Below are 15,490 nucleotides of genomic sequence, written 5' to 3'. Positions count from 1 at the left end.
AGTAAAAGGTGAGAATACTCACCCTTTACTTCGGTATTACGCGGCGCTATGTAATGTAAAGTCACCAATCAGTGCGCTATAGAATTCACTGTTATCTAAAATGCCAACTAATTGATTATGTTCAACCAGTAAAATTGGGTGATTACTGAGTTGTTTTAGTTTTATCGCATCGCGCATACCAATTTCTGGGCTTGCGATAACCAATGTTGAATGATTGATTAAAGACAGATCTGTCGTTGATTCATCCCATTGAATTAAAGTGAGCGTTGGCTGACCTTCAATGTTCAATTTACCTTGGTGTTGATTTACCCAAAGATTTTTAGCATCACAAATCTTCCAACAGTCATTTTCTTGCTTAAGCGAATCGAGAGGCTGCATTAATGAGCGGCCTTTTAATACATTCAATGGATTTGTGTGAGCCACAAAATCTTTCACGTATTCTGTTTTCGGGTTAAGCACGATGTCTTCTGGTTTACCGTGCTGAATTAATTTACCCGATTCCATGATAGCAATGTTATTGCCAATTTTTAACGCTTCATCTAAATCATGGCTAACAAATAAAATGGTTTTATTTAGCTTTGTTTGTAATAGAAGAAGTTCATCTTGAAGCTGAGATCGAATAAGAGGATCAAGAGCAGAAAATGGTTCATCCATTAATAGAATGTCGGTATCCATCGTAAACGCACGGGCTAAACCAACACGTTGTTGCATGCCGCCTGAAAGCTCATGAGGGTATTTTTTTTCCCAATCCGCAAGGCCAACCATTTCAATTTGTTCACGTGCTCTTGCTCGGCGTTCGTTTTTTGCGATGCCTTGCATTTCTAAACCAAAAGCGACGTTATCAAGCACAGTAAGCCATGGCATTAACGCAAAGTTTTGGAAAACCATCGAAACACGTTGAGTACGTAAATGGCGTAAGGTTTCTTCATCACACAGAGCGACATCAACAAGTTTATCGCCATTCTTAATCATGAGCTCACCGCGGCTTACTTCATTTAACCCGTTCACGGCGCGAAGCAGACTTGATTTACCTGAACCAGATAATCCCATTAGAACGCAAATCTCGCCTTCTTTAACTGAAAGAGAGACATTATCAACACCGACAACTTGGCCTATCTCATCGATAATCTCTTGGCGAGTTTTTCCTTGGTCTAATAATTTCAACGCTTGCTTTGGTTTTTTTCCAAACACCACATCGAGGTTTTTTATAGTAATGGCATCCATGATTATACTTCCTTCTGATTTGGTGCTTTACATAAGCGGTCAAGAATAATAGCGACAAGAACAATGGCTAATCCTGCTTCAAAACCTTGTGAGATATTCACGGTATTAAGCGCTCGAACAACAGGTTTACCTAAGCCATCAGCACCAACAAGTGCGGCAATAACCACCATTGATAACGACAACATTATACATTGGGTGATGCCGGCCATAATGCTGGGTAGTGCCGCAGGTAATTCTACTTTGAGTAATAACTTCATGCGGCTTGCACCAAACGCTTTGCCTGCTTCAATTAACTCTCCCGGCACTTTTGTGACACCAAGATACGTAAGACGAATAGGAGCGGCGATGGCAAAAATAATGGTTGAGATTAATCCTGGAACAATGCCTAAACCGAATAAAACGAGAGTTGGGATCAGGTAAACAAAAGTAGGTACGGTTTGCATTAAATCAAGAATTGGTCTTAGTACGGTATAAAGCCAAGGTCGGTGTGCGGCCATTATCCCAATCGGTACGCCAATTAATACGGAAATCGTTGTCGCTGCAAAAACAAGGACAAAGGTTTCCAGCATTTCTTGCCAATAACCGAGGTTTAAAATCGTCAATAATGCAGCGACGACAAAAATCACTAATGATGGTTTTCTATGTAAATACCACGCAATAGCAGCAGTCATAAGAATAGGAAGCGCAGGAGGCATCCATTTAAAGACATCGACTAAAAATAGGATAATAGTTTCTAGAAAAAATGAAATGGCATCAAAAAAACCAGCGGCATTGATAGTTAACCAGTCAACGCCTGTTTCCATCCATTGCCCAACAGGGATTTTGTGCTCAGTAATAAAATTCACAATATTTCCTTAAATGACTGGTGGGCCGAAACCCACCATTATTGATTAAGCTTTAACTTGTTTTAGGTATTCAGTAACTGATTTATTTGCGGCGTCACCTTGCAGTGATTTCACATTATCAAGCCATGCTTTTACTTGTTGTGGATTTTTGTTTAACCACTGTTGAGCCGCTTTTTCTGGCGTCATTTTTTGATTTAGAATGTTTTCCATCAGTTCATTCTCCATCTCAAGACTAAACTCTAGATTTTGTAATAACTGTCCAACATTTTTACATTCTGAAAGGTAGTTAGAGCGAACGTTGGTATACACGCTTGCGCCGCCATAGTTGGCACCAAAGAAGTCATCGCCACCTGATAGATATTCCATTTCAACATTGCTGTTCATTGGGTGTGGAGCCCAACCTAAATAGACTATCCATTGACTACGACGAACGGCGCGTGATACTTGAGAAACCATACCTGCTTCACTTGATTCAACAACACTAAACTCTTTAAGACCAAACGCGTCAGAATCAATCATGGATTGAATGATACGGTTACCATCGTTACCCGGTTCGATTCCGTAGATGCGGTCTTTGAATTTGTCGGCATTTTTAGCTAAATCTGCAAAGCTTGTAACGCCTGCGTCGTACACATATTTTGGTACGGCAAGTGTGTATTTAGCGCCTTCTAAATTGGCACGAACGGTTTCTATCGTGCCCGCTTCACGGTATTTGGCGATATCCCCTTCCATCGTTGGCATCCAGTTACCTAAGAAGACATCAATGTCGCCATTTGCCATTGAAGAGTAAGTTACGGGAACAGAAAGAAGATCGGTTTTGGTTTTATAGCCCATGCCTTTAAGTAGTTCAGAGGTTACTGCGGTTGTTGCGGTGATGTCTGTCCAACCGACATCTGCAAAACGTACGGTTTCACATTGATTGGCATACACGTTAAAAGCGAATGAGCTGATCGCTAATGTGGCAAGTGTCTTTTTTGTAAGTGACATAATAATTCCTTGTAATGATTCCTTTCGCCATTGGTTAGAACGGCGCTGCTGACTGTATTTGTTGTGTTTCTTATTATTTAAGAGAGCGTGTTTGCTTCTCTTATTGGTGCGTTTATTCGTTGTTTTTCTTCCCATTCTGGTGCTATCCAAACTGGCGCGTTCTCCCCTGTGAGCATAGGGTTGCCAAGAATGAAATCGGCGGCACGTTCTGCAACCATAATGGTGGGTGCATTTAAGTTTCCGTTCGGAATGGTTGGGAATACAGAAGAATCGACAACGCGTAAATTTTTAATCCCACGTACGCGGCACTCTTCATCGAGTACAGCCATTGGGTCTTCTTTATTGCCCATTTTGCAACCACAAGAAGGGTGATAAGCACTTTCTACATTTTGTTTAACCCATTCATCAATCGCCTCGTCAGAAGTGACCTCTATACCCGGTTGTATTTCATCACCACGAAATGCATCCATTGAGGGTTGAGAGAGAATTTCACGAGTAAGGCGGATGCAATCGCGCCAATCTTGGCGGTCACCTTCGGTTGATATGTAGTTAAAAACGATCTTTGGTTTAGCGTGAGGATCTGCTGAGGTTATTGATACGGTTCCGCGGCTTTCTGGTTTATTTGGACCAACATGAACTTGAAATCCATGACCATCAAACGCAGCTTGTCCGTCATAACGCATCGCCGCAGGTAAGAAGTGGTATTGAAGATTAGGCCATTTCAAACCTTTACGAGAACGAATAAAAGCACACGATTCAAAGTGGTTTGTTGCGCCTAACCCTTTGCGAGTTAATATCCATTCTGTGCCTATTAAGCCTTTACTTACCAAGCCCAGTTTACTGTTAAGCGTAATAGGTTCGTTACAATGATATTGAAAGTAAATCTCAAGGTGATCTTGCAGGTTCTCACCAACACCAGAGAGTTGATGTTTTACCTCTACGCCTGCGTTTTCTAAGACGGTTTTTGGACCTATGCCTGACAGTTGCAGTAATTGAACTGAGCCAATTGAACCTGCACTTGAAATGACTTCTTTATTCGCATGCACATTGATAATTTTTCCTGATTTTTCAAACTCAATACCAACGGCTTTCTTGTCTTCAAGTCGAATTTTTCTTGCGATAATTCCTTTCATTAGCGTTAAGTTAGGACGCTTTAAAGCACGACGAAGATACGCGTTTGAGGTAGATGCTCTAACGCCTTTATCTACCGTCATGTGCATTGGACCAAAACCTTCTTGTTGATACCCGTTGTAGTCTGATGTTGCTGGGTATCCCGCGTCTTTACCTGCATTGATGAAGGCTTGATATAGAGGGTTAAGTGTCATGTCATTGCCATTACACGTACCTAAAGGGCCTTCGCCTCCGCGATATTGATCAGCACCTTTGCTCCATGTTTCTGCTTTACGAAAGTAAGGTAAGCAGGCTTGGTAGTTCCAGCCTGTCGCGCCATTCTCTTCCCATTCGTCATAATCACACGCGTGTCCACGAACATAAACCATGCCGTTGATCGACGAGCTTCCACCAAGTACTTTACCGCGAGGGCAGTGCAATTGACGTCCATCGAGTCCGGATTCTTGTTGGGTCTCGAACTGCCATGCGTACTTTTCAGAGTTCATAGGGTAAGAAAGAGCGGTCGGCATTTGGATAAAAATACTCTTATCCGTACCGCCTGCTTCTAATAATAAAACGCTGTGTTGACCGCTCTCTGTTAGCCTATCCGCTAACACACAGCCGGCCGAACCCGCGCCGACGATAATATAATCGTAGCGTTGTTCCATGTCTGTATTCTCCGTGGCGTCTAGCGCATAGGGCTAGACGTTTTTATTGGAAGGGTAAATTAAGCGTAAGGGCTAGCGAAATCACTAAGCTCTATTAATATGCTTTTGGTTTGCGTGTAATGCAGTAGCGTTTCAGGGCCGTTTTCACGTCCAACACCTGAATGTTTATAACCGCCTACTGGCATTTCTGCAGGAGAGTCTCCCCACGTATTTACCCAACAAATACCCGCTTGCATTTGATGAATAACTCGGTGAGCTCGTGATAAGTTTTGAGTAAAAATACCGGCAGCAAGCCCATATTTAGTGTCGTTTGCGCGGCGAATAACCTCGTCTTCGTCTGTGAATTTAAGGACAGACATAACAGGGCCAAAGATTTCTTGTTGAACGTGTGGCATATCGTCTTCGCAATTTACAAAGACAGTAGGAACCACAAAGTTACCGTTTTCTAATCCTTTGTCGGTCACTTGATAGCCGCCAGTAAGCAGGGTTGCACCTGACTGTTTGGCTTGCTCAATGGCCTCTAATACTTTTGCTAAATGTGCTTTTGAAATGAGCGTACCGACTTGGGTTTCGATGTCCATTGGGTCACCGACAATCAGTTTTTCAGTACGAACTTTAAGCTGGCTAATGAAATCGTCATAAAGGCTTTCATGAACAAAAACACGAGTGCCATTGGTGCACACTTCGCCTTGAGTATAAAAGTTTGCCACCATCGCAGCGGATACGGCATCATCCAACTTTGCGTCATCAAAGACGACCATTGGTGATTTTCCACCTAACTCCATCGTGACTGATTTTAGTGTTTTTGCACTGTCAGCCATGACTGCTTTGCCTGTTCCTGTTTCACCAGTGAAAGACACTTTTGCGATATCAGGATGTGCAGTCAGCATTTGACCAACACGATAATCACCTTGAACGACGTTAAACACGCCATCTGGCAATCCTGCTTCGGTAAATATTTCGGCCAGTTTCAATGCCGTTAAAGGTGTTTCTTCTGATGGTTTGAAGATCATCGCATTACCCGCTGCCAATGCAGGTGCTGATTTCCACATAGCGATTTGGATAGGGTAGTTCCACGCACCGATGCCTGCACAAATACCAAGTGGCTCACGACGAGTGTAAAAAAATTGGCTTTCACCCAGTGGTTGTTGGTCACCTTGCATTGCAGGAACCAACCCTGCGAAGTATTCAATGACATCGGCACCAGAGGCTACATCAACTTCTAATGCTTCTTGAAGCGGTTTACCGGTATCCATAACCTCAAGCATTGCAAGGTCATTGTTTCGTTCTCTAAGTATTTTTACCGCATTGAGAAGAATACGGCTGCGTTCAATTGGTGACATTGCAGACCATATAGCAAAACCTCGCTTTGCTGATTCAACGGCAAGTTCAAGATCAGATTGAGAGGCTTGGCCTAGTTGTGCAATGGGTTCGCCATTAGCAGGATTAATGCTAGTGAAGCTTTCTCCAGACGTTGCCTGAATAGACTGACCGTCGATGTATAACGAATTCATTTCCATTTTAATCTCTGACTTAATAATTATTATGAGTGGTTTTTATTTTTTGAATAAAATGAGAGTTGTTTTTCAATGTAATCGTTGATGACGGTACGGGCTTTATTTGCGTCAATGCCTTCAGGGTTCAATGTACCTCTTAGCCATATACCATCAATTAACGATGCTATCCCGTGAGCAACGAGGTCAGCTTGTTGATTATTAAACATTTCTTTTAATTCAATTTTCAAATGAGACAGCAATCGTTTTTCATTTACACGCTGTAGACGCTTTAATTGAGCGTCGTGCATCGAGTAAGACCAGAACGCGAGCCACGTTTTCGCGACTTCATTTTCTGCTTGATAGCCCTCGAAATTACCATTAACAATGGCGGTGATACGTTGTTGGTGAGCGTCAACAGGTAAGCTTTTCAGTTGAGTCGTGATGGTATTAGACAGTTGGCGAAGAATTTCACGCATGGTTTCTTCTAAAAGACCATGCTTGCCGCCAAAGTAGTGATTAATGATCCCTGTAGATACCCCCGCTTCTTTGCTAATTAAAGCAATGCTAGCGGCGTGTAGACCGACACGACCAATAACGGTCATTGTCGCTTTGACGAGTTGTGGTTTTCGTATGTCAGGCATCCCTACTTTGGGCATTTGCTGTCCTTTTATTTTTTATTGAACGTTCAATTAATTATAAAATGACAGATATTTAGTTAGAGTACAAACTATTATTTGTTGGCTTTATTGTGAGTTTTTATTATTACTTCTTTTAATTTATTTAAAATCAATATGTTATGACTTGTTTTTTGACTTGTTAATTTATTTGTTAATAAATTTAATGTTTGAGTTATAAATATATGAGGTGTAATTGTTTGAGTGTCGAGTGACTGAAAATAAGGTGAGAAAAAAGAGGGAATGAGGATTATCAGCCCAAACATGAATATGAAAACCTCATTATTAGGCTGTGTTATTGATACATCGAAAGAAGAACTTATTCAGACCATTCTCCCTTGTCGTATTCTTTTTTTACCGATTTAGCAGCATCACGTGAAGCATGGCCAATGGATTTGGTAACGTCACGCGTAGTATGGCCAATAGTTCTACCTGCATCTTTAAGTTCTGCACAACCATTAAGAGCAAATAATAATCCAGTGACTAAAAGTATCGTCGTTTTCTTACGCATTATTGTTCCTTGCAAACGGTTTTTTATCTAATTTGATGTTGATTTATGCGCAAAGTTTATACCAGAGAAAGAGCTAATAGAGAACGATATTAATAATATTATGGATTAAGGTTTTTTTATTATGCGATTAAGACCTCGATTCTAATTTAATTAAACGCAATAAAATCGCCACAAATCTTCTACGAAACTGTAATAAATCCCCTTTAGGCTACTCCTGATTATATAAAACGAATTTATAAAAATAACGATTTCAAAAGGGAAGTATGATGAGCAATTTTGTAGAGAAAGAATCAGATTTTAGCAACATGGTTAATGCACGTTTATCTCGTCGAGGTTTTTTAATGGGAACCGCGGCGGCAGGTGCAGGCGCTTTTTTAGCGTTAAATCCAGTAGCGAAAGCCATCGCAGGTAGCATGGATAATTCATTATTAAATTTTGAGGCAATTACCACTTCTACCAGTGATTCTATTCTTCTTCCTAAAGGTTATAGCTCTAGTACGTTGATGTCGTGGGGGGATCCAATCTTTGCTAACGCACCTCAATTTAACCCTAACGGTAAGCAAGGCTCAAAAGCACAAGCACTGCAATTTGGTGATAATACCGATGGTATGAGTGTATTCCCTTTATCAAAAGATCGCGCCATTCTTGCAGTCAATAATGAATACACCAATTATGAGTACTTGTTTGCACATCAAGGCAAAGCGATGACGGCAGATGATGTTGCCAAAGCCCAAGCCGCAGTAGGGATTACCATTGTTGAAATCGTAAGAAAGAACGGTCAATGGACGATGGATCCAACAGGTAAAGCAAACCGCCGTATTACCGCAAATACAGAGATGTTAGTAACAGGTTCAGCAGCAGGCCATGATTTATTGAAAACCAAGGCAGATCCAACAGGTAAGAAAGTATTAGGAACATTCAATAACTGCGCGAATGGCGAAACGCCGTGGGGCACTTATTTAACTTGTGAAGAAAACTTCAATGACTTTTTTGGTTCAGAAACGAAAGCTGCATTAACTGCTGATGATAAGCGCTATGGCATTGAAGCTGAGCAAAGTAAATATCAATGGCATAATTTTGATGATCGCTTTGATGTTGCTAAAAATCCGAATGAACCAAATCGTTTTGGTTGGGTGGTTGAAATTGATCCGAATGATCCAACATCAACGCCATTAAAACGAACTGCGCTAGGTCGATTTAAACACGAAAATGCCGCATTAGTGGTGAATGATGATGGTCATGTCGTGGTGTATCTTGGTGATGATGAACGTGGCGAGCATTTGTATAAATTCGTATCAAAAGATAAATATCAAGAAGGTAATAACGCAGCCAATCGTAACCTTCTTGAAGAAGGCACCTTGTACGTTGCTAAATTTGCAATGAAAGACGATAAGTTAGAAGGCGATGGCCAGTGGCTAGAACTCACTTATGGTAAGAATGGTTTAACCAAAGAAAACGGATTTAATAGCCAAGCTGAAGTGATGATTTTTGCTCGTCGAGCAGCAACACAAGTGGGCGCAACCACAATGGACAGGCCTGAATGGGTTGCCATTCATCCAGATAAAAAACACGTTTTCTGTACATTAACGAATAATAAATATCGTGGAGTAAAAGAAGGTCAAGATGTCGATGGCGTTAATCCACGAGCTGAAAACCATTATGGTCAAATTGTGCGTTGGGCACCCACTAATGCAAATCATGTGAGTGATACATTCCAATGGGATTTGTACTTAATAGCAGGGAATCCAACGGTTCATAAAGGCAATTTGTACGCTGGCAGTGACAACATCAATAAAGACAATATGTTTAATAGCCCTGATGGTATTGGTTTTGATAAAGCAGGGCGTCTATGGATTCAAACCGATGGTAATTACTCAAACAAAGGGGATTTTGCAGGGCAGGGTAATAATCAAATGTTGTGTGGTGATCCTAAAACAGGCGAAGTGCGTCGTTTCTTAACTGGGCCAATTGGCTGTGAAATTACCGGACTCACTTTTTCTGAAGATCAAAAAACCATGTTTGTTGGTGTGCAGCATCCATCTGGACACTTCCCTCAAGGAGGAGATAGCAAACCACGCTCAACCATTGTGATGGTGACTAAAGATAATGGTGGTGTGATCGGCAGTTAGGATCGCTATATTTAGATACAAAAAAAGTGGCTTCATTACGAGGCCACTTTAATTGAAAGTGTTGAAGTGATCGTTATTAAGTGCCTACTTCTTTTCTTCTTCTACAGTCCAATGGATAACGACTTCTTTTTTACCCCATTGTCTTGCTTTCTTAACATCTTCACCCATGTAAATATCAATCTTCTTTTTCCAGCGCTTATTCATTTTATCTAGTACTAGATAGGTACCATCAAGTCCTTCGATTGTTACTTCTTGATTATGAGTAAGACCCATATCGATAAGATCTCTTGATACCGCAATTGATTTCATGCCTGGTTTTAATGTATCGCCCCAAGCTGCAAGATTTGGTGTGTCATCGGTTTCACCAACACTTGATGTGTATGCGCTTGCGGTTACTTTTAGAGATTGTTCGCCTTCTGCGCAGCCAAAAAGTGACGTCATAGCGAGTGCTGCAAGAAGATAAAAACGAATTTTCATGATTTTTTCCTTTTAATATAGTGGGTTAGTAGGTAATAAATGTATCCGTACATAATACCTTTTTCTTTGGTTGGTGCTTTGCTAAATATTGAGACAACGGATGATTCAATGAATAAAATGAAGTGTATAGGTCGATAACTAGGCTAATGCCCTTTCAATGACATCAATTGCCATTCTTACACTAATCGGAACTTGGCCATGAAAGGGATGAAGCACATAGACATTAGACGCTTTCATTTCATAAGTAGGTAATACTTCTTTTAACTCATCTTGATGTTGCAAATAGATAAACTCAGGAAGAAGCCCAATTCCGAACCCATTTTTTATTAACGCTAAACTATTTTGAACCGTGTTGACTTGATGCGCTGCGATAAAGTTTATAACGCGGGCGTTTTTTGTTGTTATATTTACTAGCTGATGCGAAATTTGCTTTGATTGCCAGTGGTTTGCTACATAAGGCAAAGCTTCAATGCTATCAATAGTAAATTCTGGATAGTCTTTGGCGATACACAATACGTCTTGTATGGTTCCAATGCGCTTTTGCTTTAGGTTACTTAATTTTGATTCACCAACACGGATAGCTAGGTCGATTTCTTCTTGCATCAAATCAAGCTGTCCATCATGCGCAATTAAGTTTAGTTCCACGTCTTTGTGCGCGTTAAATACGGAGCTAAGAGCCGGTATAACAATGCTGTTCATTAAGGCGTGCGGAGCGGTGACAGACAATCTCCCTTGAGGCGATTCTTGTTGATGTAAGATATCACTCCATGCCTTTTCTGCTAATTTGTGCATCTCACAACATTGTAGATAGAAATGCTCTCCAGAGGCAGTGAGTGATTGTTTTCTTGTCGTACGTTTGAGCAATGGAATAGCAAGTTCATGCTCTAGTTGTTTTAAGTGTTGGCTAATAACAGACTTAGACAGTTCTAATTTCTCAGCCGCTTTAGTGATTGATCCTGTTTCAACAATCGTCATAAAAAGGGTCATTTGTTTCAGTTTATTCATGCTCTTTTAAATCCTATTGTTCTGTTTTATTAAACAGTGATTTCATATTGGTTTGTTTTTCAATCTTAATAATGCACGTATAGTTCATTTCATACAAACATTAGGAGAAACAATCATGACTCAAGAACAAATTTTAGCAGCATGCAAAGCCGGTATTTCAGCATGGCAACAGGCGTTTAATTCTCAAAATGCAGCAGGTTGTGCAGCACAATACGCTGAAGGTACGGTGATGGAAGCGCGTCCATTTGGTACATTTACAGGCCGTGAAGAGATCCAAGTATTTTGGCAAAACATTATGGATCAAGGTTTTGCTGATGTTGATTATACAGAGGTTAAATGGGAACCAATCGGTGAAGATGGCTATCTATTAACGGCGAATTGGACGATGAACAAAGCATTTGGTGTTGTACACCGTGAACATTGGACAATTCAAGACGATGGTAAAGCGCGTTTAATTTCTGATGACTTTGAAGTGCAAGGCGAGCGTTAGAAAGCATTTTTTAGTTTATGTGGTTGAGTAATTTGTCATTATCAACCACACTAAAAAATTACCCACCGTTTGGGATCATGGATGATTAATATATTAAGTTTATTTACCTTAGCTGCGTTGTGGGGCGGTTCATTTTTATTTGTTAGAATTGCAGCAAACCCGTTAGGGCCTGCGGTATTAATTGAGACACGGGTTGCTTTCGCCGCATTGACTCTACTTGTTGTTTCCTTCTTTCTGAAAAAATCCCTACACTTTATGTCAAATATTAAACACTTCCTTATTTTGGGGTTGTTTAATTCAGCATTACCTTTCTTATTATTTGCTTATTCAGCACAAATCTTAAATGTATCTACTTTAGCTATTCTTAACTCTACCGCTCCAATTTGGGGTGCGATTATTGGGGCGGTATGGACTCGAACTTGGTTAACCAAAGAGGTCGTGTTTGGTTTGGTTCTAGGTATGATCGGGGTTAGTGTTCTGGTTGGATGGGAGGCGATTAATGTTGGTGATGAAGCCATTATCCCGATGATTGCAGCCTTAATGGGCGCATTTAGCTATGGTGTTGCAACTAATTATGCCAAAAATGCACCAAGCGTTGAGCCGTTTAATAACGCACACGGTAGTATGTGGGCTTCTGTTATCTTGGTGTTACCGCTTGTTCCTTTTATGCCAGTAAGAGAAGTGGTGAGTGTAGATATTGTTTTCGCTGTATTTGCCCTTGGTGCTGTGTGTACGGGTTTAGCGTACTTGTTGTATTTTAGACTGATTAAAGAGCTTGGCGCTTCTTCAGCCTTAACTGTTACTTTTATTATTCCTGTTTTTGGGATTTTATGGGGCTACTTATTCTTAGGGGAAACTGTCGGAATAAATGCCATTATAGGTACTATTTTAGTGGTGACTGGAACCATGTTTGTAACGGGTTTTTATAAGAAGTTACTGCCTAAGAGATAATTATTAAATTTGTAAAGCGCCTAAATATTCATATTTTAGGCGCTTTTATTTTAAGTAAACGATTATTTCTTATTTTCAGTATCGATGTATATCACATCATCATTTATGGTTATTTCAATATTATTGTCTTCTTTTACTAAATAGGAAATCGCATTTTTGGTACAGCTCGCGACGATAAAGTGCTTATGCTGTGATGGCAGTTGCCACTCTAAATGATAAATATCTTCGTTTACGTCTGAGATAATTAAATCATTAGGTGATTTCTCTAAGTTATAACCATGAGCAATTGTTGGTGTTATGTTTTTTTGTCCCATAATTTCAACAGTATAACTGTGATTGTCACTTTGTAATGTTATGTTGTTATTGCTAATGCTAGCGGTTAATTCAGAATGCAATCGCCACTGAATTGATTTTTCTGTGTTTAAGCTAACGTTATCAATAATAAGAAGACCACAATTATCAACCATGACTATGGTACGAATAAATTGTTTCACATTGCGATATGATTTACTCAAGTCTATCTGAGAGAGATACCAATGCTCACCTGACTGTTGTTTTAATAGTCGACCTGTCGCTGATTCGTCATCAAGAATTTGCCCTAACCCTCCAATAAGTGGAAGGTTGTGAGCTTTGGTGGTTCTTGTCCATTCGTTGTGATGATTACTGCCAAAACGATATCCATAACTGCCACTAGGGATTATTACATTCTTTGTATTATCTATTAGGGCAATATTCCCTTGGTCAGCATGGCGATGTGAGCTATTGCCAAATTTACTGGCTCTAAAATACAGTTCTGTAGTGTCAATTCTTGCTTTACCTAAACCGGCAAAATCGTAATATTTAAAGTCTGATATTTTTACTGGATCTTTAAAAATAGGACGAATAGAAAATTCAATTTGTTTGATTGTCGGAATGATATCAAGTAAATGAAGTTCATACGTATTTATTTGAGATTCCAGTTTTTTACACATATCAATAGACGATTGGTCTCCAAACCTTTCCGCATAAATACGTAATGGATTTTGTGCAAAAAATCCTGGCCATTCTTTACCTTCTCTTTTACACCAAAACCCATCCCCAAAAGGGTGCGTACTGTTTTCAGTTGCCACAAAATCCATAGCAAACTTATGGTAATTTTTATAAAAAGGATGATTATAAAATGAGAACCCACTGATACGCTCAATAGAAAGAAAAAACGGGTGCTGCCATTTTGTGTATGAAGAGGAATAGAAAGGACCCTCGGCCCAACTCCCATCATTACCACCATAAAATGGCAGTACGTTTTGGTAAATCATTAATGAATAGTCTAACCAACGTTCGCACACTGTTTGATTAAATTCTTTATGTAATACAAGGGCGGCTACCCCTAAATAAGCAGGTAAACGAGAGGTATGAGAATGCCCTGGGTATTGTTTGAATTGATCTTGCTCTAATCGCTCTTCCATTTGATAAGCAATACGAATCAACATTGGACGTATAAAATCTTTTTCACTTTTAGTCATTAAAGGTGATAACCAATGATAAGCTAAGTATATATTTCGTGCTAAAGATAACCCTACTTCATCACCCCATGTGCAAGGTCTTAGTAATGAAGCTGGTCCTTCTGGACTCCATTCTGAAAGTCGTAGCAATAGATTAACGGCTTGATGGCCGTATGTTTCTATTTTCCAAATTTTATAGAGTTGAGTAAGAGATATTAGGTCTCTGTCAATCCAATTTCTGACATTCGCTATCGCTGTTCTTTTTCCTTCTTCATTACCTCTTCTATAGTGGGTTGGATAAGCAATGTTTTCGATATTGACTAATTCAGCTGTTTTTTTTAGTTTGTGAAAAGCATCCCATGAGGCAATGCGAACGGATTCAATGTCTTCATTAAAGTACATTAAGAACTGCTCATGATGTTGACACAGCTTAAAAATCTCTTCCGCTGTTGGTGCTAGGTAATTGTGGGTTTGTTTTGTGATTTCAAACTTAAACCATTTACTGATTTCATTGTTTGTATTTATTAGACGCCAACGATAATCGCCTTGAGGCAATAGAAAAGGCAATGTAAAAGGAGAGGTTATATTTTCCCATCTCCATTGAGGTAGTTTTTTATTACTACTTAGTTCTAAAGTAAAACTCTCATTATATAGTGCGCTAGGCCAATTAAAATTTGGTGGGTTTTGTTGTGTTGGTTGCTTATGTTCAGGAGTCATGAATACTTGAAAATCATGATTTCGTTTAAAACTTAACATGCTAATCTTCCTTACCAAACCAATGATATACACCAGTGCGTGGTTCTATTTCACCGATTTGTTTAGCAGGTGTTCCTGCAACAATAGCGTAATCGTTAACAGACTGTGTCACCACTGAATTAGCGCATACTAAGGCACATTTACCAATAGTGATGCCGGGTGTGACAACAACACCTGACGTTAACCAAGCACCATCGTTAATAATGACTTTGCCTTTTTGAAGATCACTACGGTTACTGAAGCTTTCTGTATGTGGATTAAATACATGATTAGATGCCACAATCGAAACATGAGGACCAATAAGAACATTTTTTCCAATATTTACATCGCCATTGATATAGCTATATAAACCGATATAAGAATTTTCACCAATTTGATTTTCATTAATTCTAACAATAGCGCCAGGAGCAACCCTTACTTTTTCTTTATGAAAACCAAGAATAATGGCCCGAGTATTATCATCTTCAAAATTATTACTTTGATTCATATATAAAGTGAATTTTTTAAATTCTTCGTTGGTAAGATCACCTCCGAATTCTTCTTGTACTGACATGATATCTCCAATTAAGTAGATGCTAATATTTAATTACTAAATTACTAAATTACTAAATTTAAAAAATAGTAAAATAGTAAAATAGTAAAATTTAGATATAACTATATTGTGAATGTGTTATTTGTTTTTTTAA

The 15,490-nt window shown here is 39.5% G+C and carries 14 protein-coding genes; 3 read left to right on the top strand and 11 right to left on the bottom strand.

Annotation, left to right across the window (positions count from 1 at the left end; genetic code table 11):
* Positions 1-36: 36 nt before the first annotated feature.
* The 7 genes from choV to A6E06_RS07460 form a co-directional block, all read right to left on the bottom strand.
* On the bottom strand, positions 37-1,224 hold the full coding sequence (gene choV / locus A6E06_RS07490) for a choline ABC transporter ATP-binding protein (protein ID WP_065592014.1): 1,188 nt from the start codon (positions 1,222-1,224) through the stop codon (positions 37-39).
* A 2-nt stretch (positions 1,225-1,226) separates the two neighbouring features.
* Positions 1,227-2,069, bottom strand: a complete 843-nt coding sequence (choW, locus tag A6E06_RS07485; RefSeq protein WP_065592013.1) for a choline ABC transporter permease subunit — start codon at positions 2,067-2,069, stop codon at positions 1,227-1,229.
* Positions 2,070-2,114: 45 nt separating this feature from the next.
* Positions 2,115-3,056 (bottom strand): choline ABC transporter substrate-binding protein, encoded by a 942-nt coding sequence (locus A6E06_RS07480; RefSeq protein ID WP_065592012.1) that lies wholly within the window; start codon positions 3,054-3,056, stop codon positions 2,115-2,117.
* A gap of 77 nt (positions 3,057-3,133) precedes the next feature.
* Positions 3,134-4,834: a choline dehydrogenase gene (gene betA, locus A6E06_RS07475; protein WP_065592011.1), complete on the bottom strand. Its 1,701-nt coding sequence runs from the start codon at positions 4,832-4,834 to the stop codon at positions 3,134-3,136.
* 59 nt (positions 4,835-4,893) lie between these two features.
* Positions 4,894-6,354, bottom strand: coding sequence for a betaine-aldehyde dehydrogenase (gene betB / locus A6E06_RS07470; RefSeq protein WP_065592010.1), 1,461 nt, complete (start codon positions 6,352-6,354; stop codon positions 4,894-4,896).
* 23 nt (positions 6,355-6,377) lie between these two features.
* Entirely contained in the window at positions 6,378-6,986 is a 609-nt protein-coding gene (gene betI / locus A6E06_RS07465; protein ID WP_065592009.1) for a transcriptional regulator BetI, read from the bottom strand.
* A 337-nt stretch (positions 6,987-7,323) separates the two neighbouring features.
* Entirely contained in the window at positions 7,324-7,515 is a 192-nt protein-coding gene (locus A6E06_RS07460) for a hypothetical protein (protein ID WP_065592008.1), read from the bottom strand.
* Positions 7,516-7,781: 266 nt separating this feature from the next.
* On the opposite strand from A6E06_RS07460, the gene A6E06_RS07455 reads away from it, so the two are divergent.
* Positions 7,782-9,644 carry a PhoX family phosphatase gene (locus A6E06_RS07455; RefSeq protein ID WP_065592007.1) on the top strand — a complete coding sequence of 621 codons (1,863 nt, stop codon included), beginning with the start codon at positions 7,782-7,784 and terminating at the stop codon, positions 9,642-9,644.
* Positions 9,645-9,728: 84 nt separating this feature from the next.
* Here the strand turns inward: A6E06_RS07455 and A6E06_RS07450 are convergent, their stop codons facing one another.
* Complete coding sequence (locus A6E06_RS07450; protein WP_065592006.1) at positions 9,729-10,121, bottom strand: 3D domain-containing protein; 393 nt, start codon at positions 10,119-10,121, stop codon at positions 9,729-9,731.
* A 138-nt stretch (positions 10,122-10,259) separates the two neighbouring features.
* Complete coding sequence (locus tag A6E06_RS07445) at positions 10,260-11,126, bottom strand: LysR family transcriptional regulator (RefSeq protein WP_065592005.1); 867 nt, start codon at positions 11,124-11,126, stop codon at positions 10,260-10,262.
* Between the two features lie 115 nt (positions 11,127-11,241).
* Here A6E06_RS07445 and A6E06_RS07440 point away from each other — a divergent pair, with 115 nt between their 5' ends.
* Together A6E06_RS07440 and A6E06_RS07435 are read left to right on the top strand one after the other, a co-directional pair.
* Positions 11,242-11,616: a nuclear transport factor 2 family protein gene (locus tag A6E06_RS07440; RefSeq protein WP_065592004.1), complete on the top strand. Its 375-nt coding sequence runs from the start codon at positions 11,242-11,244 to the stop codon at positions 11,614-11,616.
* Between the two features lie 81 nt (positions 11,617-11,697).
* Positions 11,698-12,567 (top strand): DMT family transporter, encoded by an 870-nt coding sequence (locus A6E06_RS07435; RefSeq protein WP_065592003.1) that lies wholly within the window; start codon positions 11,698-11,700, stop codon positions 12,565-12,567.
* A gap of 62 nt (positions 12,568-12,629) precedes the next feature.
* Here the strand turns inward: A6E06_RS07435 and A6E06_RS07430 are convergent, their stop codons facing one another.
* A complete protein-coding gene (locus A6E06_RS07430) occupies positions 12,630-14,804 on the bottom strand; it encodes a heparinase II/III family protein (protein WP_065592002.1) in 2,175 nt (724 codons plus the stop codon).
* 1 nt (position 14,805) lies between these two features.
* Positions 14,806-15,357, bottom strand: coding sequence for an acyltransferase (locus A6E06_RS07425; protein WP_065592001.1), 552 nt, complete (start codon positions 15,355-15,357; stop codon positions 14,806-14,808).
* Between the last annotated feature and the right edge of the window lie 133 nt (positions 15,358-15,490).

The organism is Aliivibrio sp. 1S175 (assembly GCF_001690985.1).
In the GTDB taxonomy this organism is placed as follows: Bacteria; Pseudomonadota; Gammaproteobacteria; order Enterobacterales; family Vibrionaceae; genus Aliivibrio.
The sequence above is the reverse complement of the archived record's forward strand: the minus strand, read 5'-3'. Positions and strand labels throughout refer to the sequence as shown.